This is a genomic window from Actinoplanes sp. NPDC051537, assembly GCF_055586105.1.
On sequence record NZ_JBVJIU010000001.1, the window covers coordinates 568,805 to 590,310 of the forward strand.

The window sequence follows — 21,506 nt, forward strand, 5'->3', positions numbered from 1 at the left end:
AATTCTTTTGCCGGACCTGCAACGCGATCGACCGCCGACCCCGTCTTTCTCATGAGACACCGGATCCCCCGGGGGACAACTGAAGAGATTCAATTGAGGGGACCGCGAAATGCCATTGACGGGGTTCGAGGCGATCACGGCCGATCAGCGGGACGAGTTCCAGCGGGAGGGCATTCTGCTCATTCGAAACGCGCTCACCGAGGAGCACCGGGAGCGGCTGGAGGCGGCCGTCGACCGGGTCTACGACCACGAGCGCGCGGCCGGGCGACTCAAACCGGACGGCACCCTGCACCTGCTCGGCTTCCTCGACCGCGACGAGGCGTTCGGCGAGCTGCTCACCCACCCCGGGACCTTCCCGTACGTGTGGGGCCTCGCCGGGTGGAACATCTACTCGCACCACAACCACCTCGACGTGACGCCGCCGCAGCCGGCCGAGGAACCGCCGGGCTGGGGCTGGCATCAGGACGGTTACCGGCAGAACTCCGACCCGGAGTCGCTGACCGGCGAGCCGCGGCCGATGCTGTCGCTCAAGGTGGCGTACGTGCTGTCCGACCTGTCCCGGACCGGGCGCGGCGCCACGAAGGTCATCCCCGGCAGCCACCTGAGCAACACGCTCGAGCGCACCGAGGCCGGCCGCGACCCGCGCGGCGCCGTGGAGATCACCGCGAACCCGGGCGACTGCTTCGTCTTCGACCGTCGACTGTGGCACTCGCGGTCGGTCAACCGCGGTCCGGTCACGCGCAAGATGCTGTTTGTGGGCTACACGTATCGTTGGATCCGCCCGCTCGACGACATGCCGATCGACCACGAGAGCGAATGGTGGCGTAATCGCACGCCGGTCCAGCGGCAATTGCTCGGCGAAGCAACTCACACCGCCAATCACTGGGGTGTGAACTGGGACGGCTACGTCGACGAGAAAATCCCTTTGCGGCACGAATTGTCGACGCGTGGCCTGCTCGACCGCACCATTCCGTGGCTCCGATAGTCACATACGGAGAGTAGTCACCGCCGGTCCCGCTCGCTCGGGAAGCCCGCCCCCGGCACGACCGAAAGAGGGCGGGGCCGGCGGGCCGGGGTCAGGCCTCGGGCGTCGGGGTGAGCAGGTAGTCCTCGGCGTCCGGGCTCCAGCTCAGCTCGACCGCGCCGCTGGTGGCGGCGGCCTTGGTGAACTGCAGGAAGCTCCGGTAGCCGAGCTTCTTCTCGCTGAAGTCGGGCGCCACCTTGCGGACCTTGTTCTTGAGGCCGGAAAGGGCCACCGCGCCGTCGGGGGCGGCCTCGTCGCGGACCACCGAGCGCAGCAGCACGAAGGCCGCCTCGCGGTCGCCGTGCTCGGGCAGGGTCACCTCGGGGTCGCCCTTGGCCGAGCCGGTCGACAGCTCGACCACGTTGTGGCCGGCCAGGTGGCGCAGCAGCTCGCCGAACGCCCGGAACCCGTAGTCGGCCTCGCTGAAGGTCGGGTCCTTGCGCAGCAGCGCCCGCTTGAGCGACGACGCGGTGACCGGGCCGCTCGCGTTGCTCTGGATGCCGGCCACGGTCTGGGCGACCTGGGCCGCGAGCGTGTCGACGTCCTTGGCCTCGGTCTCGGGAGCCGGCGGCGCCACTTCGGGAACCGGCGGCGCGACCTCGGGAGCCGGCGCCGCCTTCACGGCCGGCGGGGGCGCCTTCACGGGCGCCGTCTCCGGGCGGGTGCGGCGCGGGCGCGGCGGCGGCACCTCGACACCCTCGAGGCGGTCGTAGTAGAGGAACTCGTCGCACGCCGGCGGCAGCAGCGCCGACGTCGACTTCTCGACGCCGACGCCGATCACCCGCTTGTTCAGCTCGCGCAGCTTGTCGACCAGCGGCGTGAAGTCGCTGTCGCCGGTGCAGAGCACGAACGTCGAGATGTAGTCCCGCTCGAACGCCACCTCGAGGGCGTCCACCACCATCTTGATGTCGGCGGCGTTCTTGCGGGACGTGCCCATCCGCTGCGGTATGTCGATCAGCTCGACCCGCGACCGGGTGAGCCGGCGCCGGTCCTCGTCGAAGAACGACCAGTCGGCGTACGCCCGGCGCACCACCACCCGGCCGCGCTCGGCCAGCGCGTCGGCGACCGGGCGCAGGTCGAACGAGATGCCACCGAGGTGATCCCGCGCGCTGATCGCCAGGTTCTCGTAGTCCAGGAACAGGGCGATCCGCTCTTCTTGATCCACGGGCGTCAGCCTACGCGGGATCAGCCCACCCGGTACGACGCGTCCACCTCGGTGACGGCGTCGACGAGCACGGCCAGCCCCTCGCGGGCCTCCTCCTCGGTCAGGGTCAGCGCCGGCCCGATCCGGATCACGTTGCCGTACAGGCCGCCCTTGCCCACGAGCAGGCCGCCCTCACGGCAAAGATCGAACACGCTGGTGGTCGCCTCGGCAAAAGGCTCCATGGTGCCGGGTCGCACGAATTCCAGCCCGACCATGAGGCCCTTGCCCCGTACCTCGGCCAGGATCGGCAGGTCCAGTGCGCGCAGTCCGTCCAGCAGAACGGCGCCCACCCGGGCCGCGTTGGCCTGCAGGTCGTGCGACAGCACGTAGTCGAGCACCGCGTTGCCCGCCGCCGCCGAGAGCGGGTTCCCGCCGAAGGTCGAGAAGCTGATCGCCGGCACCGCGTTCATCACCGAGGCCCGCCCGACGACGCCGCCGAGCGCGAACCCGTTGCCGATCCCCTTGGCGAAGGTGATCAGGTCGGGCGTCACGTCGTGCGCCTGGTACCCCCAGAAATGCTCGCCGGTGCGTCCCCACCCGGTCTGCACCTCATCCGCGATCAGCAGAATGCCCGATTCATTCAACACTTTCTGGTACGCGCCGAGCACCCCGTCCGGAGCCGCGACGAACCCCCCGACGCCCTGGATCGGCTCCGCGATCAGCGCGGCCACGTCGCCGGCGGTGACCGTCGCCAGCACCTCGCGCAGATCGTCGACCGCCGCCTCGGCGAGGTCGCCCGAGGACAGCCCCGCCATCCGGCCCCGCAGCCGGTCCCCCGACGCCAGCCACGACACGTTCAGCGGGCTGAGCGAGCTCGACGACCAGGAGCGGTGCCCGGTGATCGCCATGGTCGCGAACGTCCGCCCGTGGTAGCTGTTCTTGATCGCCAGGATCTGGTTGGAGCGGCGCACGTTGGTCGCCATCAGCAGCGCGGTCTCGTTGGCCTCGGTGCCCGAGTTGGTCAGGAAGACGCGCGCGTCCGGGATGCCGGACAGCCGGGCGATCTTCTCGGCCAGCTCGACCTGCTGGCGGATGAGGTAGAGCGTGGAGGTGTGCACGACGCCGGTGGCGAGCTGGCGGCGTACGGCCTCGTTGATCTCCGCCACGTCGTAGCCGATCATGTTGGTCAGCACGCCGCCGAAGAAGTCCAGGTAGCTGCGGCCGGTGGCGTCGGTGACCCGCCGGCCGGAGCCGGACACGATCTCGATCGCCTCGTCGCCGTAGTAGACCGGCATCCAGCCGGGCATGACGGCCCGGTGCCGGGCCAGCAGATCGTCGGTCATCCGCGTCCTCCGAACGAAAGTAAGGGCTATCGCCAGCCGCGCGGGTGCGGGCGGGCGCGGGCGCCGCTGCCGCGGCTGCCCAGGATGGCGGCCGACGCGAGCGCGTCGGCGAGGTCGTCGAAGCCGTCCGGCACCAGTCCCACCGTGACACGGACGTGGTCGGATCCGCCGGGAGTGACGCAAAAGGGCGCGCCGGGAGCGACCGCGATGCCGTGCGCGGCCAGCGACACGACGGCGATCTGCTGGTCGTCGACGGCCATCCAGAGGTTGATCCCGTCGGCGGCGGTGGCGGTGACGCCGCGCGCGTGCAGCCGGCTCAGCAGGGACGCCCGGCGGGTCGCGTAGGCCGAGCGCGCGGCCGACACCTGGGCGGCCGCGTCCGGCGACGTGAGCAGGTCGAGCAGCACGGCCTGCAGCAGCCGGCTCGACCAGCCGGGCCCGAGCAGCCGCCGGTCGGCGATCGCGGCCACGATCGCGGCCGGGCCGCCGATGGCCGCGAGCCGCAGGTCGGGTCCGTGGCTCTTGGAGAAGCTGGCGACGTGCACGGTGCGGCCCGGCAGGTGCCGGCCGAGGCTGACCGGCGGCGAGGTGGCGATGTCCCCGGCGTGGTCGTCCTCGACCACCACCACCTCGGGGAACTCGGCCAGGACGGTGGCCAGCGCGGCGGCCCGGGCCGGCGGGATGCTCACGCCGGTCGGGTTGTGCGCGCGGGGCTGGAGGAAGACGGCGGCGGCCGGGTACCCGGCGAGGGCGGCGCGCAGCGCGTCGGGCAGCATGCCGGCGTCGTCCATCGGCACCCCGACCACCGTGGCGCCGACGGTCTGGAGCAGGTCGAGCAGGGGCGGGAACGCGGGGTTCTCCACGATCACGTGGTCGCCGAAGCGGACGAGCTGCCCGATGATCCGGTCGAGGGCGTCGAGCGCGCCGTCGACCACGGTGAGGCCCTCGGGCGGGAACGGCCAGCGGTTGCGCAGCACCGTCTCGAGCATCGGCAGCACCGGCTCGTCGAGGTAGCTCGTCGTCAGCCGGCCGTCGCCGATCCGCTTCAGCGCCTCGGTGAGGTCGGGCAGCAGGTCGTGGTCGGGAATGCCGGTCGACAGGTCGCGCCGGGCGGCCGGCGCCGAGCCCATCTGCGAGTAGCGCCAGCTCTGCCGGGGCATGACCGGCGCCGCCACGAACGTGCCCGAGCGTCCCCTGGTCTGGATCGCCCCGGCCCTGGTCAGGCTCTGCCACGCCTCGCTCACCGTGGTCGGGCTGACCCCGAGCGAGCGCGCGACGTCGCGAACCGTGGGCAGCCGGCTCCCGGCCGGCAGCGCGCCGGCGCTGACCAGACGGCCGACGGCCGCGGCGATCCCCCGGGCGCTGCGGTCCTCGACCGCGCCGGTGATGACGCTCAGCAATTTGCCTCGCAGAAACAATCCGTTACGTACAGGCAATTGTCCGCCTGAATGTGTGTCGTTAGTGTCCTACGGCATCTGAAGCCGACAAGCAAGCTCTAGCGCAGCCGCTATAACGGGGAGTAGACACACGATCACGGGCGCTCCACCGCGCCCGGCAGCACAAGATCAACAGAGAGGGGCAGCGGTCATGACCGACGTCGTTCGCGCCGCCCTCGTCCAGACCACCTGGACGGGCGACAAGGAATCGATGATCAAGGCGCACGAGGACTATGCCCGCGACGCCGCCGCGCAGGGCGCGAAGGTGATCTGCTTCCAGGAGCTCTTCTACGGCCCGTACTTCTGTCAAGTGCAGGACGCCGCGTACTACGAATACGCCGAGTCGATCCCGGGCCCGACCACCGAGCGCTTCCAGGCGCTGGCGGCCGAGCTGGGCATGGTGATGGTCCTGCCGATGTACGAGAAGGAGCAGGAGGGCGTCCTCTACAACACCGCGGCCGTGGTCGACGCCGACGGCAAGTACCTCGGCAAGTACCGCAAGCACCACATCCCGCAGGTGAACGGCTTCTGGGAGAAGTTCTACTTCCGTCCCGGCAACCTCGGCTACCCCGTCTTCGACACGGCGGTGGGCAAGGTCGGCGTCTACATCTGCTACGACCGGCACTTCCCCGAGGGCTGGCGCGAGCTGGGCCTGGGCGGCGCGCAGATCGTCTTCAACCCGTCGGCCACCAGCCGCGGCCTGTCCAGCTATCTCTGGCAGCTGGAGCAGCCGGCCAGCGCGGTCGCCAACGAGTACTACATCGGCGCGATCAACCGGGTCGGCATCGAGCCGCTCGGCGACGACGACTTCTACGGCCAGTCCTACTTCGTCGACCCCGAGGGCAAGTTCGTCGGCGAGGTCGGCGACACCCGCGAGCCCGAGCTGATCGTCCGCGACCTCGACCTGAGCCTGATCCGCACGGTCCGCGAGCGCTGGCAGTTCTACCGCGACCGCCGGCCGGAGTCCTACACCCGGACGGTGGAGCTGTGAGTATCCTGATCAAGGGCGGGACCGTGGTCGGTCCCACCGGACCGTACGCGGGCGACGTGCTCGTCGACGGCGAGACGATCGCCGCCATCTTCGCGCCGGGCCGGGGCCCCGAAGGACCCGAGGTCATCGACGCCACCGGGAAGTACGTGATCCCGGGCGCCATCGACGCGCACACCCACATGCAGATGCCGTTCGGCGGCACCGAGGCCAGCGACACCTTCGACACCGGCACCCGGGCGGCGGCGATCGGCGGCACCACGACGATCATCGACTTCGCGATCCAGCGGTACGGCGAGGTCGTGCAGGACGGCCTGGCCGCGTGGCACGCCAAGACCGCCGATCAGTGCCACATCGACTACGGCTTCCACATGATCCTCGGCGGCGTCGACGACGACTCGCTCAAGGCCATGGACCAGCTCGTGGCGAGCGAGGGCATCACGAGCTTCAAGCTGTTCATGGCCTACCCCGGCGTCTTCTACTCCGACGACGGCCAGATCCTGCGGGCCATGCAGAAGGCGCGGGACAACGGCGCCATGATCATGATGCACGCCGAGAACGGGCCGGCCATCGACGTACTGGTGAAGCAGGCTCTTGAACGCGGCGAGACCGACCCGATCTACCACGGCATCACCCGGCCGCAGGAGCTCGAGGCCGAGGCGACCAGCCGGGCCATCTGGCTGGCGAGCGTGGCCGCCGACTGCCCGCTCTACATCGTGCACCTGAGCGCGTCGAAGGCCCTCGAGCAGGTCCGCAACGCCCGCGACCGGGGCCGCAACGTGTTCGCCGAGACCTGCCCGCAGTACCTCTACCTCACGCTGGAGGACCAGCTGGGCGCGCCCGGGTTCGAGGGCGCCAAGTGGGTCTGCTCCACTCCCCTGCGCTCCGGCAAGGAGAGCCACCGCGCCGACCTGTGGCAGGGCCTGCGCACCAACGACCTCTCCGTGGTCTCCACCGACCACTGCCCGTTCTGCATGAAGGACCAGAAGGAGATGGGCATCGGCGACTTCTCCAAGATCCCGAACGGGATCGGCAGCGTCGAGCATCGCGTCGACCTGCTCTACCAGGGCGTCGTCGACAAGAAGCTGTCGCTCGCGCGCTGGGTCGAGACGATCGCGACCACCCCGGCCCGGATGTTCGGCATGTACCCGAAGAAGGGCGTCATCGCGCCCGGCTCGGACGCCGACGTCGTGCTCTACGACCCGAACGGCCGCACCCGGATCAGCGTCGAGACCCACCACATGAACATGGACTACTCGGCGTGGGAGGGCTGGGAGATCGACGGCAAGGTCGACACGGTCCTGTCCCGCGGCGAGGTCATCGTCGCCGGCGGCGAGTACAAGGGCCGGAAGGGCCGCGGCCGGTACGTGCCGCGCGCGCTCTCCGAGTATCTGGTGTAGCCATGGACATCGGTGTTGTCCTCCAGAACGACCCGCCGGCGCGAAAAGTGGTCGAGCTGGCCAAGCAGGCGGAGGCGGCCGGCTTCAGCCACGTGTGGACGTTCGACTCGCACGTGCTGTGGCAGGAGCCGTTCGTCATCTACTCCAAGATCCTCGACGAGACCGAGCGGGTGATCGTCGGCCCGATGGTCACCAACCCCGGCACCCGGGACTGGACGGTCACGGCCTCGCTGTTCGCCACCCTCAACGAGATGTACGGCAACCGGACCGTCTGCGGCATCGGCCGGGGCGACTCGGCGCTGCGGGTGCTCGGCGCGCAGCCCCAGACGCTCGGCCAGCTCCGCGAGTCGGTGCAGGTGATCAAGGGGCTCGCGAACGGCGAGAAGGTGACCCTGCGCGGCCAGGAGCTCCAGTTCGCCTGGGCGCCGGAGAGCCGGCTCGAGGTCTGGGTCGCCGCCTACGGCCCGAAGGCTCTGGCCCTGACCGGCGAGGTCGGCGACGGGTACATCCTGCAGCTCGCCGACCCCGACATCGCGGCCTGGATGATCGGGGCGGTGCGGCGGGCGGCCGAGAAGGCCGGGCGCGACCCGATGGCGATCAAGTTCTGCGTGGCCGCGCCGGCCTACGTCGGCGACGATCTCGCGCATCAGCGGGAGCAGACCCGGTGGTTCGGCGGCATGGTCGGCAACCACGTCGCCGACATCGTGGCCCGCTACGGCGAGGGCGGCGCGGTGCCGCAGGCGCTGACCGACTACATCCGGGCGCGGCAGGGCTACGACTACGCCGAGCACGGCCGGGCCGGGAACACCCACACCTCGTTCGTGCCCGACGAGATCGTCGACCGCTTCTGCGTCCTCGGGCCGGTCGAGAACCACCTCAAGCGGCTGACCGAGCTGCGCGAGCTGGGCGTCGACCAGTTCGCGGTCTACCTGCAGCACGACAACAAGGAGGAGACGCTGACCGCGTACGGGTCGCAGATCATCCCGGCGATGACGTGAGACGGACGCTGCTGGTCCTCGCGGGCATCGCCCTGTTCGCGCTGCTCTGGGAGGGCTACAAGGCCGTCGGCAGCCCGGACGGGACGGTCCTGTTCGGGGTGCGGGTCCTGCCGCGGGCCGACGACCTCTCCATGCCGCACCTGTGGACCGTGCTGCAACGGCTCGGCCGCCCGGAGCTGACGGGCGGCCGGCCGGTCTGGATCGTGGTGCTGCAGGCGTGCCTGTTCACGCTCGGCATCACGGCCGTCGGCTTCCTGGTCGGCGCCGCGGTCGGGCTCCTGCTGGCGATCGCGATGCAGCGCTTCCGGATCGTCGAGCGCGGGCTCCTGCCGTACGTGATCCTCTCCCAGACCGTGCCGCTGGTGGCGCTCGCGCCGCTGATCGCCGGGTGGGGCGGCACCATCATGCCGCCCTGGGCTACGGTCGCCGTGATCGCCGCCTACCTGGCGTTCTTCCCGGTGGCCGTGGGCATGCTGCGCGGCCTGCAGTCCCCGGCCGCGAGCGGGGTCGAGCTGATGCGCAGCTACGCGGCGGGCTGGTGGCGGACGCTGGTCAAGCTCCGCTTCCCGGCCTCCCTGCCCTACCTGTTCCCGGCCCTGCGCCTGGCCGGCGCGGCGGCGGTGGTCGGCGCGGTGGTCGGCGAGATCTCCACCGGCACCCGCGGCGGCATCGGCCGCCTGGTCATCGAGTACTCCCGCGAGGCCACCAGCGACCCCGCCAAGGTCTACACCGCGATGCTCGGCGCCGCCCTGCTGGGCCTGGTCGTCGCCGGCGCCGTCAGCCTGATCGAGCTGCCGCTGATGCGGCACCGGCGCCACGTGGAGGTGGTGACGCTATGAGTGCCGTCGTGATCGACAAGGTGACCAAGGTCTTCAACCAGGGCCGGCCCGACGAGGTGACCGCGCTGTCCGAGGTCGGGCTGACCGTCGGCGACGGCGAGTTCGTCTCGCTGATCGGCCCGTCCGGCTGCGGCAAGAGCACGCTGCTGCGCCTGATCGCCGACCTCATCGTGCCCACCTCCGGCACGGTCATGGTGGCCGGCAAGGACGCCGGCAAGGCTCGCCGCGACCAGGACTACGGCATCGCGTTCCAGCAGGCCGGCCTGTTCGAGTGGCGGACCGTCCGGCGCAACGTCGAGCTGCCGCTCGAGCTGCGTGGCCTGGGCAAGGCCGAGCGCAAGGCCCGGGCCGACGAGATGCTGGCACTGGTCGGGCTGGAGGAGTTCGGCGGGCACTACCCGGCCCAGCTCTCCGGCGGCATGCAGCAGCGGGTGGCGATCGCCCGGGCGCTGGCCGTGCAGCCGCCGCTGCTGCTGATGGACGAGCCGTTCGGCGCGCTCGACGAGATGACCCGGGAACGGCTGCAGACCGAGCTGCTCGGCATCTGCGCCAAGACCGGCACCAGCACGGTCTTCGTCACCCACTCGATCTCCGAGGCGGTGTTCCTCTCGCACCGGGTGGTGGTGATGTCGGCCCGGCCCGGCCGGATCACCGCGGCCGTCGACGTCGACCTGCCGGCCCGCGACGAGGCGGCCCGGCAGTCGGAGCGGTACTTCGAGCACGTCACGGCGGTCCGCCAGGCGCTGCGCGGGGTGCCGGCGGGAAGCGCGCCGTGAGACGCGTCCTGCCGCCGGTGATCGTCGGCATCGTGGCGATCATCGCCTGGCAGCTGACGGTCACGCTCGGCCGGATCGCCCCGTTCATCCTGCCCTCGCCCAGCGCGATCGGGGGCGAGCTGGTCGAGCAGCGGCGCAACGTCTGGGAGGCGGCGCTGGCCAGCGGCGAGAACGCGCTGATCGGCCTGATCGCCGGCGCGATCGCCGGGGTGCTGGTGGCGATGGTGGCGAGCCGCTTCCGGCCGATCGCCGAGGTGTCCATCCCGTTCGCGGCGGTGGTGAGCGCGCTGCCGATCATCGCGCTCGCCCCGATCCTCAACAACATGTTCGAGTCGACCAGCAGCATCCCCCGCCGCCTGGTCGCCGCGATCATCGTGTTCTTCCCGGTCTTCCTCAACACGCTGCGCGGCCTGCGCGAGGTCGACCCCATCCACCAAGAGCTCATGCACACGTACGCGGCGAGCGGCTGGACCTTCGCCCGGAAGGTGCGGCTGCCCGGCGCCCTCCCCTACGTCTTCACCGGCCTGCGGCAGGCGTCCTCGCTGGCGGTCATCGCGGCGGTCGTCGCCGAGTACTTCGGCGGGCTCCAGAACGGGCTCGGCTCGCGGATCACGTCGGCGGCGGCCTTCACCGCGTACCCCCGGGCCTGGGCCTTCGTGATCGGCGCCTGCCTGCTCGGGCTCGTCTTCTACCTCACCACGCTTCTGCTGGAACGCCTGGCGATGCCCTGGCGCACGCGCCTCATCGCCTGATTCACCCCCCTTTCCCACGGAGGTTGTTCATGCGCAGATTCCGGATAGTCACTACTATTGCCGCTGCCACCACCCTGCTGCTGGCCGCCTGCGGCACGGCCGACGAGGCGAAGACGCCCGCCCCGGGCGGCAGCGGCGGGGCGCTGACCCCGATCAAGCTCCAGCTCCAGTGGTTCTACCAGGCCCAGTTCGCCGGCTACATCGCCGCCGTCGACCAGGGCTTCTACTCCGAGCAGGGCCTCGACGTGCAACTGCTCGAGGGCGGCGTCGACATCGTGCCGCAGACCGTGCTGGCCCAGGGCAAGGCCGACTACGCCGTCGCCTGGGTGCCCAAGGCGCTGGCGTCGCGCGAGCAGGGCGCCGGCATCACGGACGTGGGTCAGATCTTCGGACGCTCCGGCACGTACCAGGTCGCCTGGAAGGACTCGGGCATCACGTCGCCGGCCCAGTTCAAGGGCAAGAAGATCGGCAACTGGGGCTTCGGCAACGAGTTCGAGCTGTTCGCCGGCATGACCAAGGCCGGGCTCGACCCGGGCAAGGACGTCACCCTGGTGCAGCAGCAGTTCGACATGCAGGCGCTGCTCAAGCACGAGATCGACGCGGCCCAGGCGATGAGCTACAACGAGTACGCCCAGCTGCTGGAGGCCAAGAACCCGCAGACCGGCAAGCAGTACACCGCCGACGACTTCGCGATCATCGACTGGAAGCAGAACGGCTCGGCCATGCTCCAGGACGCGGTCTGGGCCAACACGCAGAAGCTGAGCGACCCGAACTACCAGGCCCAGACGGTCAAGTTCCTGCTCGGCACGATCAAGGGCTGGGCGTTCTGCCGGGACAACGCCGAGAAGTGCCGCGACCTGGTGGTGGCCAAGGGATCGAAGCTCGGCAAGAGCCACCAGCTGTGGCAGATGAACGAGGTCAACAAGCTGATCTGGCCGGCCGCCGGCGGCGTGGGCGTGGTCGACGACGCGGCCTGGAAGCAGACCGTGGACATCTCGATGACCACCAAGAACCAGACCGGCGACACCGTGCTGAAGAAGGCGCCGGAGGGCCAGGCGTACACCAACGACTACATCAACCAGGCGATCACCCAGGCCAAGGCGGCCGGGATCGACGTGAACGGCACATCGTTCCAGCCGCAAACGGTCACCCTCGAGGCGGGCGGCGCCTAGGGGTCAGATCGGGATGAGACGGGCGGCGAGGGCGACCGCGGTCAGGTCGCCCTCGCGCAGCTTCGCGGCGGCGATGGGCTCGCCCAGCCCCTCGAGCCGGTACGCGGAGGCGTCGACCAGGTCCGGCTCGCCGTTGAGCAGCCGCCGCGCCATCCGGGCCTGGGCCGGGGACAGCTCGGCGTACGCGCAGTTGTCGAGGGCCGAGATCGTCTCCTCGTCGAGCGTGCCGGCCATCGCCCGCTCGTTGACGATCGCCAGCAACCAGGTCGGCCACCAGCCGTACTTGCCGACGATCAGGCCGGTCTTGACCGCCGCCGTCGGCACCAGGCCGGCGTTCAGCAGCCGTACGGTCAGGCTGATGTCGAAGCGCTCCAGGCGCAGCGCGCTGACGAACGCCTTGAGCAGCGGCGCCGTCCCGACGAACGGCTCGGCCTCGGAGGCGGCCTCGGCCCAGTCGCCCTGCAGGCAGTGACACAGGGCCCAGGTCTCGGCGATCCCGGCGTCCTCGCCGGTGGAGCGTTCCTCGAGCCGCTCGACGGTGGCCACCAGCCGCTTGACCGCCTGGCGGGCGCGCCCGGCGAGCTCGTCGCTGGTCGGCTTGTTGAGGTGGCGGACGACGACCTCGGTGGCGATCTCGGCCTCGCGGCGCAGCAATGCGGACGAGATCTTCGGGATGATCTCGTCGCTGAGCGCCTCGGCCACCACCGCCGCGTCGAAGCGGTCGGAGACCTCGGGGAACTGCGCCCACCAGGAGGCCGGGTGTCCCCGGTGCGGCGTCTCCGTGGCGTGCGTCTTCACGCTTCTGACATCGACCGGTCAGCGGCCGACTTGAGGGGGATCCCAGGGCAACTCGGCCGCCTCGCCGACCGCCTCGACGCCCTCGCTGTGCCGCGGCGCCGGGAGGTCGGCGACCGTGTGCCAGCTCCCCCGGGTGCGGGCCGCCTCGCGGGTGACCAGGTGCACCGGCAGCGGCGGCGGGCGGAACGGGCCGGCGCCCCAGCGCACCCAGATGGCGAGCCGGCCGGCGGCGGCCTCGGCCAGCAGCTTGTCCACCGTCCGCTGCCGGTCGAGCCGGTCGACCTCGACCGCGATCGGCTGGCCGCCGGGGCGGGCGCAGGCGACGTCGAGCACCGAGTGACCCTTGAGCGGCGGCGGGAGCGGGAAGACGCTGGGCGCCCGGCGGTAGACCCGCCAGCCCTGCGACTCGGCCCACTCCACCACCGTGTCGACGATCCGCGCGGTCGCCCGGTCTTCCGGAAGGTCGGCGAAATGCAGGCCGGCCAGGCGGGCCGCGAGCGACGCAGCGGTGCGGGTGCCGTCGTCCATCGCCGTACTTTAGACCGCGACGACCCGCTGGGCCGCCAGGAGCCGGGTGAGGTCCGCGGCCGGCATCGGCCGGGCCAGGTGGTAGCCCTGGCCGAGCGAGTAGCCGAGATCCACCAGCCGGTCGGCCTGGGCCTGGTTCTCGATGCCCTCGGCCACCGTGTCGAGGCCGAGCGCGCCGGCCATCTGGATCACCGCGCGGGCCACCGCCTGGCGGGCGGTCGCCTCCGGGGTGTCCGGCTCGTCGAGCTCGATGCCGTCGACGAACGACTTGTCGAGCTTCACGATCGCGGCCGGGAACGCCCGTAGCAGCGACAGCGAGGACTCGCCGGTGCCGAAGTCGTCGAGCGCCAGCCGGATGCCCATCTCGTGCAGCTGGCGCAGCGTCTGGAGCACCTGGGGCCCGCGCAGCACCGCCGACTCGGTCAGCTCGAGCACCACGCGGTCGGGCGGCAGCCCGGTCTCGGCGAGGATGGCCCGCACGTCGTCGACGAAGTCGGGGTCGTGCAGCTGACGCACCGACACGTTCGGTCCGACCTTCTGCAGCGAGTCCGGGCCGAACTCGGCCAGCCAGGCGGCGGCCTGCCGGAACGTCTCGCGCATCACGAACCGGCCGAGCGGCACGATCAGGCCGGTGCCCTCGGCGGCCGGGATGAACTCGGCCGGCGAGACCAGGCCCCGGGTCGGGTGCTGCCAGCGGACCAGGGCCTCGACGCCGACCACGCGGCCGTGCGCGAGCTCCATGATCGGCTGGTAGACGAGGCGGAACTCGTCGGCGTCCAGGGCCCGGCGCAGCTCGCCGCCGAGCCGGGCGTGGCCGAGCGCGGGCAGGTCCATGCCGCCGTGGTAGCGCACGAAGTTGGCCTTGCCGCGCTGCTTGGCCGCGTACATGGCGACGTCGGCCTCGCGCAGCAGGGTGTCGAGCGGGGTGCCGGCCTCGGCCGTGGCGATGCCGATGCTGGCGTGCACGAGCAGGTGGTGGGCGCTCATCGGGCCGGCGAACGCGTCGAGGATGCGCTGCGCGACCGCCTCGCCGTCGACCGCCGGGTCGTCGAGCAGCACCGCGAACTCGTCGCCGCCCAGCCGCACCGGCAGGCCGTCGCGGGCCGCCCGGCGCATCGTGTCGGCGACCGCGATCAGCAGGTCGTCGCCGACCTCGTGGCCCATCGAGTCGTTGACCGTCTTGAAGTCGTCGAGGTCGACCAGCAGCACGGTGGTCTCGCCGGCGGACAGCGTCGCGGCCAGCCGCTCGCGGAACAGGCCGCGGTTGGCCAGGCCGGTGAGGCCGTCGTGGGTGACCTCGTGGCGCAGGCGCTCCTCGGAGGCGCGCTTCTCGCGCAGCAGCCGGGCGTTCTCCCGCATCGCGAAGTACTGCCGCAGCGCGACCAGGGCGTTGACCAGCACGGCGGCGGCGATCACGAGCCGGCCGGTCCAGGTCATCCGGTGGGCCGGCAGCAGCGCGAGCAGCGGCAGGTCGACCGCGGCGATCGCGAGGTAGGGCAGCCAGGTGTTGGCCCGCCGGGGCCGGGCGCCGGTCGACACCCACTGGCGGCGCACCGCGAGCACGGCCAGCAGCGCCGCGACCGGCATGACCACGGCCTGGGCCGGTACCGCGCTGTTGTAGCCGCCGGTGACGGCGAGCACGGCCACGGCCGCGCCGACCAGGCCGCAGGCGCCGATGAGCCGGATCGCGACCCGGTCGACCGGGCCGTCGCCGAGGTAGGAGACCTTGGTGATGCCGCCGACGGCGAGCACGAACGACAGGCTGATCAGCACGAGCGCCTGGGTGCTCCACGGGTCGGCCGCGCCGATCATGGGAGCGAGGCCGAAGTTGAACAGGACGGTGCCGCACCCGGAGAACGCGATCGACCGGTCCAGCCACTGCCGCCGGCGGTGGGTGCCGCTGGCGATGCCGAGCGGCACCCGGCCGACGGCCCACATCGCGATGAGGAACGCCAGCACGTTGAGCACCGCGGCCGGGATCGGCATCGTCGGCAGCGTGCCGGTGTCCCGGAACGCCTCGGCGGCGAGCAGGCCGTAACCGGCCGCGAGCAGGGCGAACGAGGTGAGCATCTGGCGCCAGAAGCGGCGGGCGACCGGGTCGAGCCGCTTGCCGCGGATCAGGCCGTGCACGGCGTGCGCGGTGACCGCCGCGGTCAGCGGCAGGGCCAGGTACGCGATCGCGGCCGGGCCGGGACCGCCGGCCAGCCACACCACGTACCAGCCGGTGAAGGCCACCATGATCGCGGCGGTGACCGCCAGGTGGCGTCGCGGGGCGCGGGTCGGCTTGGTCACCTGGATGACATCGGCCGTCCGCGCCCCGATCGTAGGAATCACGCCGCTTCGGCGTCCTGCTGGCCGGCCAGCATCGCCGTGACCTGCTCGGGACGCATCGGCTCGGCCAGGTGGAAGCCCTGCCCGAGGGAGTAGCCGAGCCGGCGCAGCCGCTCCGCCTGCTCCTCGTTCTCGATGCCCTCGGCGACCGTGTCGAGGTCGAGGGCGCCGGCCATCTGGATCACCGCGCGGGCCACGGCCTGCCGGGCCGCCGCCTCCGGGGTGTCCGGTTCGTCGAGCTCGATGCCGTCGACGAACGACTTGTCGAGTTTCACGATCGAGGCCGGGAAGGCGCGCAGCAGCGACAGCGAGGACTCGCCGGTGCCGAAGTCGTCGAGCGCCAGCCGGACGCCCATGTCGTGCAGCTCGTGCAGGGTGCGCGAGACCTGCTGGCCGCGCAGCACCGCCGACTCGGTCAGCTCGAGCACCAGCAGCGAGCCGGGCAGGCCGCTCTCGGCCAGGGCGGCGCGCACGTCGTCGACGAAGTCCGGGTCGTGCAGCTGGCGGGCGGAGACGTTGGGGCCGGCCTTCTGGAGCACGCCGGGGCCGAACTCCTTGAGCCAGGCGGCCGCCTGCCGGCAGGTCTCGCGCAGCACGAACCGGCCCAGCGGCACGATCAGGCCGGTGCGCTCGGCGACCGGGATGAACTCGGCCGGTGAGATCACCCCGCGGGTCGGGTGCTGCCAGCGGACCAGGGCCTCGACCCCGATGACCTGGTTGAGGTGCAGGTCGACCAGCGGCTGGTAGACGACGCGGAACTCGCCCGCCTCCAGGCCCCGGCGCAGCTCGGCGCCGAGCTGGGCGTCGGCCACCACCGGGCGTTCCATGCCCGCGGTGAAGCGCACCCAGTTGTCGCCGCCGCGCTGCTTGGCGGCGTAGAGGGCGGTGTCGGCGTCGCGCATCAGGTGGTCGAGCGGCGTGCCGGCCGGGGCGGTGGCGATGCCGGCGCTCGCGTGCATGAGCAGCCGGTGCTCGCTGAGCGAGCCGCTCAGCACGGTCTCGATCCGGCCGGTCAGCTCCTCGGCGTCGACCGCGTCGTCGGTGATCAGCACGGCGAACTCGTCGCCGCCGAGCCGGGCGGTCAGGCCGTCCTCGCCGACCGCGTCGTGCAGCGCCGCGGCCACCGCGACCAGCAGGTCGTCGCCGATGTTGTGCCCGAGCGAGTCGTTGACGGTCTTGAAGTCGTCGAGGTCGACCAGCACGACGGTGGCGGGGCCCGATTCGAGCGCGGCCGAGAGCCGGTCGCGGAACAGGGCGCGGTTGACCAGGCCGGTGAGCGAGTCGTGGGTGGCGTCGAAGCGCAGCCGCTCCTCCGACTCGCGCTGGCTGCGGATCAGGCGCTGGTTCTCCCGGTAGGCGAGGAACTGGCGTAGCGAGGCGAGCAGGGTGACGCCGACGGCGAGCAGCACGACCACCCGTCCGGGCCAGCGCATCGGCCCGAAGACGGTGGCGACCAGCGGGACGTCGACGGCGACGACGGCGAGGTAGGGCAGCCAGGCGTCGCGCTGCGGCCGGGCCACGGTGTAGCGCCACTGCCGGGCCACCGCGAAGGCGACCAGCAGCGGGCCGAGCGGGAGCAGCACGGCCTGGCCGGGGACGGCGGCGCGGTGCCCGGCGTGGGCGGCCAGCATGGCGTACGCGGCGGCGGCGAGCCCGCTGCAGGCGACCAGGCGCACGGCGGCCCGGTCGACCGGCCCGCCCGGGACGTAGGCGACCCGGGCGATGCCGACCGCGCTCATCACGATCGCCAGGCCGACGGTCCATTTGCTGCGGGCCGGCCAGTTCTCGTCCGACTCGATCAGCGGGGCCAGCGCGGCGAACCACAGCAGGGTGAAGCAGCCGGTGAACGCGATGGCCCGGTCGAGCTGCCGCTTCCACCGCTCGCCCTGGGCGGTCGGGCCCAGCGGCACGAGGCAGATGGCCACGATCGCGCCGACCAGGCCGACGGCGCTGAACAGCGAGACGAAGGCGGGCGGCTGCGGCGGGGCGGGGTAGGCGGCGAACGCGTACCCGGCCTGGATGCCGCGGCCGATCGAGACCGACACCTCCAGCAGCAGGATCAGCCGCCAGAACCGGCGGGCCGCCGGCTCCATCGGGACGGCGCGCAGCAGGGCGAACACGGCGAGGGCGCCGGTCGCCGAGGCGAGCGGGCCGCCGACGTAGGAGAGCACCGACGGTCCCGCCCCGAGGACGGCGTAGCCGAGGTACCAGAGCATCGAGAGCCCGGCCACGGCGGCAGTGGCCAGCACGTAGCGGCGGGGCTGGTGCCGCCGGAGATCGGTCATGCCGCAGGAATCGGCCGTGCCGCCGCCGACTGTAGGAGTTGCGTCACTTCCGCGCCGGCGACGGCGCAGGATGGGGCGCATGGACGTGAGCACGCGGGAGGGCGAGATCCGGGAGCGGCTGGCCGACATCGGCGGCGACGATCCGGACGCCGCCGAGCGGGCGCTGATGGCGCGGCTGCTGCGGTCGTTCGCGGCGAAGACGCCGGACGGGGTGGAGCGGCTCGGCGAGCTGCTGCGCGGCGGCGACCCCTCGGCCGTACGGGAACACGCCCACGCCCTGAAGGGGTCGGCCGCCAACATCGGCGCCGCCACGCTGTCCGGGATCTTCGGCGAGGTCGAGCACGCGGCCCGGGACGGCGTGATCCCCGACGCCGACCTGACCCTGGGCCGGATATGCGCCGAGCAGGCCCTGGTCCTGGGCCTGCTCGACGGTCTCGCGGCGGAACTGGACGACTAGTCGAGCGAGTCGCGGGTCTCCAGCGCCCGGAGCGCGCCGGGGATGGCCAGCACCGGCTCGATGATCTCGATCATCCGGGCGTAGTTGTCGAGGCGGTCCAGCAGCAGCGACGTGACCACCATGCCCCGGCCGATCAGCACCAGGCCGTTGGTGGCGACGATGTCCTCGGCGACGCGCATGCCGACCTCGAGGTCGACGACCCGCAGCCCGCGGACCTTCTTCTCGGCCACCTGCACGAGGCCCTTGACGTCGCGCAGTCTGGCCAGCACCGGCATGGCCGCGTGGTCGCGGCACTCGAGCACGGTGATCGCGTTCTCGATCTCGAGGCCGCGGCTCTCCAGGGTCTCGTAGTCCATGGCCGTGCGGACCACGTCGATGGCGGCCTCGATCACCGGCGACGTCGGGCGGGGCGCGCCGGGGGCGAGGCCGCGGACGATCTCCAGCACGTCCTCGAGGTTGGGGATGCCCTTCAGCAGCTGCACGGCGACGCCCGGCATCGCGTCGACCATCGCCTGCTCCTCGTCGGTGCAGGGCAGGCCCTTGTCGAGCTTGGCGAGCACGCTCGGCGGGATGGTCACGGCCCCCAGCTGCGAGGCCATGGCCGCGACCTCGATCTCCCACAGGTTGCCGAGCTGGAGGGCGGCGCAGAGCTCGGAGACGAGGGTACGGATCCGGCCGGCCCGGGCGAACGCGACCGGGCTGGCCAGCTCGAGGCAGCCGAACACGGCCTGGATGCTGGACTTGAGCGTGGTGTCGAGCAGGTGCCGCTCGGTCGTCGACCGGCCGTGCCGGGCCACCGCGTCCTGGACCGTGGCCCGCAGCTCGTCGGTCTTGACCGGCTTGGCGAGGTAGCGGTAGACGCCGCCGTCGTTGATCGCCGCGATCGCCGCGTTCAGGTCGCTCTGCGCGGTGTGCAGCACGCGAGTGGTGTCCGGGTACTCGAGCTGGACCCGGCGCAGCAGCTCGACCCCGTCCATGCCGGGCATCCGCAGGTCGCTGATCACGGCGGCGACCGGGCCCGCGTCGGCGAGCAGGCGCAGCGCGTCGTCGCCGCTCTCGGCGGTCAGCACCTTGTGGTCGCGGCGCAGCTGGAGCGAAAGCGCCTCGAGGATGTCCGACTCGTCGTCGACGACCAGCACGGTCGAGAGCTCAGTTCCCATGCCCCCATCTTCGGACGTCCGGCGCGCGCGGATGAGCGTTTCGCGAGCTACCCCCCGCGCGAAACGCGCGAAACGGGAGTGCCCGCGCGGCCGGCGATGTGGGCGGGCGGCTCGACGCCGGGCGGCAGCAGCGGGTCGGCCACCGGCTCGCCCCAGGTCGCGACCACCGGCAGCCGGCCGGCCCACAGGCCGAGGGCGGCGTCGGGGCCGTCGCCGTCCTCGGGGTGGCCGTCGCTGATCTTCACCGACGCCTCGGTCAGCGGCAGGGCGAGCAGCCGGGTGGCGGCCAGCTCCTTGCGGGACGGGGAACGCGCGTAGTCCCACTGCCCGGGCGCCACGTGCTCGGTGAGCAGCCGCAGGCCGTACAGCAGGTCATCGGGGTCGGTCACCGGCTCGGGAACGCCGTAGATCATCGCGCTGCGGTAGTTGATGCCGTGCTCGAACACCGAGCGGGCCAGGATCAGCCCGTCCAGCACCGTCACCGTCACGCAGGCCTCGGCCGGCCCGGCCAGCAGGCTGCGGCTCGCCACCGAGCCGTGCAGGAAGATCCGATCGTGGTCGTAGCCGTAGACCGTCGGCACCACCATCGGGTGCCCGTCGACGATCACCCCGAGGTGGGCGACGTGGCCGGCGGCGAGCACCGCGTAGAGATCGGCCGGGTCGGTGCGGCCGTTCTCCTTGATGCGGCGGTGGCGGGTGCGGGGGGTGTCGGAGAGCACGCCCCACCCTACGGCTCAGGCGGTCACCGGTCGCCGGGCCGGGCAGTCCGCGCCGGCGCCGCTGTGCTCGTGCGGGCCGTGGCCGGCGATCTCCTGGACGACCGAGCGCAGCAGGTCGTTCGGGCACGGCTTGAGCAGGATCGCGCAGCAGCCGGCCGCGATCGGCTCGTTGTCGCCCGGGTTGAGGTGCCCGCTGAGCATGACGATCGGCGTGCGGGACAGGTCGGGGTGCTGCCGGATCGCGCGGGTCAGCTCGAGGCCGTCCATCCGCGGCATGCCGAGGTCGGTGAGGATCAGGGCGGGGCGGTCGGCGACCGCCCGCTCGAACGCCGCCAGGCCGTCCGGCTCGTGCAGCACGGTGTGCCCGGCTCGCTTGAGCAACCGGGTGAGGATCGCGGCGATGTCCTGGTCGTCCTCGGCAATGAGCACTACGGCCATGTCCGCTCCGGCACGCTGGTGGCTGACAGTTCCCCTCAGCATGAACCCGGCCGCTACCCGATGTGCCGGAAACGCGGTTTATCACTTCACGGCGATGCCCGCGATGATCTCGCCGCGCACGGCCGGCCCGGGATCGGGGTCGCCGGGCGCCGGCCGCCAGTCCCCCGCCGGCACGATCCCGGGCTCGATCAGGCGCCAGTCGCCGAAGAACGCCCGGAACTCGTCCTTCTCCCGCATGATCATCGGCGAGGTCGTCTGGTTGTAGATCCGCAGGATCTGCCGGGCGTGCGGTCGCTCCCCCTCGACGCACGCGTGGGTCAGCACGAGGTGGCTGCCGGGCGCCATTGCCTCGCGATACCGCTCCAGGGCGCGCCCGAGCCGTTCGGTGTCCGGGATGAAGTGCGCGACGGCCGCGGCCAGCAGGCACACCGGACGATCAAGATCAAGCAGCGCCCGTACGGCCGGAGCACCGAGCACGGAGTCGGGATCGGTCAGGTCGGCCAGCACCGCCGCCGAGTCCGGGTCCCCGTCCGCCACCCGCCGCGTGTGCACGACGGCCACCGGGTCGAGGTCGACCGAGACGATCCGGCATCGGGGGCGGATCGCGCGCGCCACCTCGGGCACGCTGCCCGCGGCCGGGATGCCGGCGCCCAGGTCCAGGAACTGGTCGAGCCCCTCGTGCGCGGCGGCCGCGACGGCCCGGCGCAGGAAGGCCCGGCCCATCCGCAGCACGGCCGGCAGCTCGGGCATGGCGGCCAGCGCGACGGCGGCGGCCTGCCGGTCGGCCGCGAAGTGGTGCGTGCCGCCCAGGTAGTAGTCGTACACCCGGGCCCCGCTCGGCCGCTGCGGATCGACCTCCGGCACGGTCTCGATCGCCACCGCTATCGCCTCCCCCACCCGCGAGCGTAGGGAAACCCG

The 21,506-nt window shown here is 72.1% G+C and carries 20 protein-coding genes; 9 read left to right on the forward strand and 11 right to left on the reverse strand.

Translation table 11 applies throughout. The features are described from left to right. Positions 1–109 precede the first annotated feature (109 nt). On the forward strand, positions 110–985 hold the full coding sequence (locus ACZ6TB_RS02685; RefSeq protein ID WP_465549793.1) for a phytanoyl-CoA dioxygenase family protein: 876 nt from the start codon (positions 110–112) through the stop codon (positions 983–985). 91 nt (positions 986–1,076) lie between these two features. Here ACZ6TB_RS02685 and ACZ6TB_RS02690 read toward each other — a convergent pair whose 3' ends face one another. The 3 genes from ACZ6TB_RS02690 to ACZ6TB_RS02700 are packed head-to-tail and all read right to left on the reverse strand — an operon-like array spanning position 1,077 to position 4,911. Next, positions 1,077–2,189, reverse strand: coding sequence for an NYN domain-containing protein (locus ACZ6TB_RS02690; RefSeq protein ID WP_465549795.1), 1,113 nt, complete (start codon positions 2,187–2,189; stop codon positions 1,077–1,079). A 20-nt stretch (positions 2,190–2,209) separates the two neighbouring features. Then, the gene (locus ACZ6TB_RS02695; protein WP_465549797.1) at positions 2,210–3,511 is read right to left on the reverse strand and encodes an aspartate aminotransferase family protein; all 1,302 of its coding nucleotides are present in this window, start codon (positions 3,509–3,511) and stop codon (positions 2,210–2,212) included. Positions 3,512–3,537: 26 nt separating this feature from the next. Continuing rightward, a complete protein-coding gene (locus ACZ6TB_RS02700; RefSeq protein ID WP_465549799.1) occupies positions 3,538–4,911 on the reverse strand; it encodes an aminotransferase-like domain-containing protein in 1,374 nt (457 codons plus the stop codon). A gap of 187 nt (positions 4,912–5,098) precedes the next feature. Here ACZ6TB_RS02700 and ACZ6TB_RS02705 point away from each other — a divergent pair, with 187 nt between their 5' ends. The 7 genes from ACZ6TB_RS02705 to ACZ6TB_RS02735 are packed head-to-tail and all read left to right on the forward strand — an operon-like array spanning position 5,099 to position 11,872. Beyond that, on the forward strand, positions 5,099–5,938 hold the full coding sequence (locus ACZ6TB_RS02705; RefSeq protein WP_465549801.1) for a nitrilase-related carbon-nitrogen hydrolase: 840 nt from the start codon (positions 5,099–5,101) through the stop codon (positions 5,936–5,938). Next, entirely contained in the window at positions 5,935–7,335 is a 1,401-nt protein-coding gene (gene hydA, locus ACZ6TB_RS02710) for a dihydropyrimidinase (RefSeq protein ID WP_465549803.1), read from the forward strand. Before ACZ6TB_RS02705 ends, hydA begins: the two co-directional genes overlap by 4 nt. 2 nt (positions 7,336–7,337) lie before the next feature. Continuing rightward, positions 7,338–8,333 (forward strand): TIGR03842 family LLM class F420-dependent oxidoreductase, encoded by a 996-nt coding sequence (locus ACZ6TB_RS02715; RefSeq protein WP_465549805.1) that lies wholly within the window; start codon positions 7,338–7,340, stop codon positions 8,331–8,333. Further along, positions 8,330–9,172 carry an ABC transporter permease gene (locus ACZ6TB_RS02720; RefSeq protein ID WP_465549807.1) on the forward strand — a complete coding sequence of 281 codons (843 nt, stop codon included), beginning with the start codon at positions 8,330–8,332 and terminating at the stop codon, positions 9,170–9,172. The genes ACZ6TB_RS02715 and ACZ6TB_RS02720 overlap by 4 nt, the downstream gene beginning before the upstream one ends. Beyond that, positions 9,169–9,948: an ABC transporter ATP-binding protein gene (locus ACZ6TB_RS02725; protein ID WP_465549809.1), complete on the forward strand. Its 780-nt coding sequence runs from the start codon at positions 9,169–9,171 to the stop codon at positions 9,946–9,948. The genes ACZ6TB_RS02720 and ACZ6TB_RS02725 overlap by 4 nt, the downstream gene beginning before the upstream one ends. Then, a complete protein-coding gene (locus ACZ6TB_RS02730) occupies positions 9,945–10,700 on the forward strand; it encodes an ABC transporter permease (protein ID WP_465549811.1) in 756 nt (251 codons plus the stop codon). The genes ACZ6TB_RS02725 and ACZ6TB_RS02730 overlap by 4 nt, the downstream gene beginning before the upstream one ends. A gap of 29 nt (positions 10,701–10,729) precedes the next feature. After that, on the forward strand, positions 10,730–11,872 hold the full coding sequence (locus ACZ6TB_RS02735) for an ABC transporter substrate-binding protein (RefSeq protein ID WP_465549813.1): 1,143 nt from the start codon (positions 10,730–10,732) through the stop codon (positions 11,870–11,872). A gap of 3 nt (positions 11,873–11,875) precedes the next feature. Here ACZ6TB_RS02735 and ACZ6TB_RS02740 read toward each other — a convergent pair whose 3' ends face one another. From ACZ6TB_RS02740 to ACZ6TB_RS02755, 4 genes are read right to left on the reverse strand one after another with little or no spacing between them, the layout of a single operon-like run. Further along, positions 11,876–12,670, reverse strand: a complete 795-nt coding sequence (locus ACZ6TB_RS02740) for a hypothetical protein (protein WP_465549816.1) — start codon at positions 12,668–12,670, stop codon at positions 11,876–11,878. An 18-nt stretch (positions 12,671–12,688) separates the two neighbouring features. Then, the gene (locus ACZ6TB_RS02745; protein WP_465549818.1) at positions 12,689–13,198 is read right to left on the reverse strand and encodes a hypothetical protein; all 510 of its coding nucleotides are present in this window, start codon (positions 13,196–13,198) and stop codon (positions 12,689–12,691) included. A 9-nt stretch (positions 13,199–13,207) separates the two neighbouring features. Next, positions 13,208–15,532: a putative bifunctional diguanylate cyclase/phosphodiesterase gene (locus ACZ6TB_RS02750; RefSeq protein WP_465549820.1), complete on the reverse strand. Its 2,325-nt coding sequence runs from the start codon at positions 15,530–15,532 to the stop codon at positions 13,208–13,210. Continuing rightward, on the reverse strand, positions 15,529–17,814 hold the full coding sequence (locus ACZ6TB_RS02755) for a putative bifunctional diguanylate cyclase/phosphodiesterase (RefSeq protein ID WP_465549822.1): 2,286 nt from the start codon (positions 17,812–17,814) through the stop codon (positions 15,529–15,531). The genes ACZ6TB_RS02750 and ACZ6TB_RS02755 overlap by 4 nt, the downstream gene beginning before the upstream one ends. A gap of 79 nt (positions 17,815–17,893) precedes the next feature. Here ACZ6TB_RS02755 and ACZ6TB_RS02760 point away from each other — a divergent pair, with 79 nt between their 5' ends. Continuing rightward, the gene (locus tag ACZ6TB_RS02760; protein WP_465549823.1) at positions 17,894–18,271 is read left to right on the forward strand and encodes an Hpt domain-containing protein; all 378 of its coding nucleotides are present in this window, start codon (positions 17,894–17,896) and stop codon (positions 18,269–18,271) included. Here ACZ6TB_RS02760 and ACZ6TB_RS02765 read toward each other — a convergent pair. The 4 genes from ACZ6TB_RS02765 to ACZ6TB_RS02780 form a co-directional block, all read right to left on the reverse strand. Continuing rightward, the gene (locus ACZ6TB_RS02765; RefSeq protein WP_465549825.1) at positions 18,268–19,431 is read right to left on the reverse strand and encodes a response regulator; all 1,164 of its coding nucleotides are present in this window, start codon (positions 19,429–19,431) and stop codon (positions 18,268–18,270) included. The two genes, ACZ6TB_RS02760 and ACZ6TB_RS02765, sit on opposite strands and share 4 nt — an antisense overlap. Positions 19,432–19,478: 47 nt before the next feature. Continuing rightward, positions 19,479–20,150, reverse strand: coding sequence for a pyridoxamine 5'-phosphate oxidase family protein (locus tag ACZ6TB_RS02770; protein ID WP_465549826.1), 672 nt, complete (start codon positions 20,148–20,150; stop codon positions 19,479–19,481). 15 nt (positions 20,151–20,165) lie between these two features. Further along, positions 20,166–20,588: a response regulator gene (locus ACZ6TB_RS02775; RefSeq protein WP_465549828.1), complete on the reverse strand. Its 423-nt coding sequence runs from the start codon at positions 20,586–20,588 to the stop codon at positions 20,166–20,168. Positions 20,589–20,669: 81 nt separating this feature from the next. Continuing rightward, positions 20,670–21,467, reverse strand: a complete 798-nt coding sequence (locus ACZ6TB_RS02780) for an SAM-dependent methyltransferase (protein WP_465549830.1) — start codon at positions 21,465–21,467, stop codon at positions 20,670–20,672. Between the last annotated feature and the right edge of the window lie 39 nt (positions 21,468–21,506).

Excerpts from the sequence above, each read along its gene's own strand:
- ACZ6TB_RS02685 (WP_465549793.1), top strand. The coding sequence starts at position 110 with ATGCCATTGACGGGGTTCGAGGCGATCACGGCCGATCAGCGGGACGAG.
- ACZ6TB_RS02695 (WP_465549797.1), bottom strand. The coding sequence starts at position 3,511 with ATGACCGACGATCTGCTGGCCCGGCACCGGGCCGTCATGCCCGGCTGG.
- ACZ6TB_RS02705 (WP_465549801.1), top strand. The coding sequence starts at position 5,099 with ATGACCGACGTCGTTCGCGCCGCCCTCGTCCAGACCACCTGGACGGGC.
- ACZ6TB_RS02715 (WP_465549805.1), top strand. The coding sequence starts at position 7,338 with ATGGACATCGGTGTTGTCCTCCAGAACGACCCGCCGGCGCGAAAAGTG.
- ACZ6TB_RS02725 (WP_465549809.1), top strand. The coding sequence starts at position 9,169 with ATGAGTGCCGTCGTGATCGACAAGGTGACCAAGGTCTTCAACCAGGGC.
- ACZ6TB_RS02735 (WP_465549813.1), top strand. The coding sequence starts at position 10,730 with ATGCGCAGATTCCGGATAGTCACTACTATTGCCGCTGCCACCACCCTG.
- ACZ6TB_RS02745 (WP_465549818.1), bottom strand. The coding sequence starts at position 13,198 with ATGGACGACGGCACCCGCACCGCTGCGTCGCTCGCGGCCCGCCTGGCC.
- ACZ6TB_RS02755 (WP_465549822.1), bottom strand. The coding sequence starts at position 17,814 with ATGACCGATCTCCGGCGGCACCAGCCCCGCCGCTACGTGCTGGCCACT.
- ACZ6TB_RS02760 (WP_465549823.1), top strand. The coding sequence starts at position 17,894 with ATGGACGTGAGCACGCGGGAGGGCGAGATCCGGGAGCGGCTGGCCGAC.
- ACZ6TB_RS02765 (WP_465549825.1), bottom strand. The coding sequence starts at position 19,431 with ATGGGAACTGAGCTCTCGACCGTGCTGGTCGTCGACGACGAGTCGGAC.
- ACZ6TB_RS02775 (WP_465549828.1), bottom strand. The coding sequence starts at position 20,588 with ATGGCCGTAGTGCTCATTGCCGAGGACGACCAGGACATCGCCGCGATC.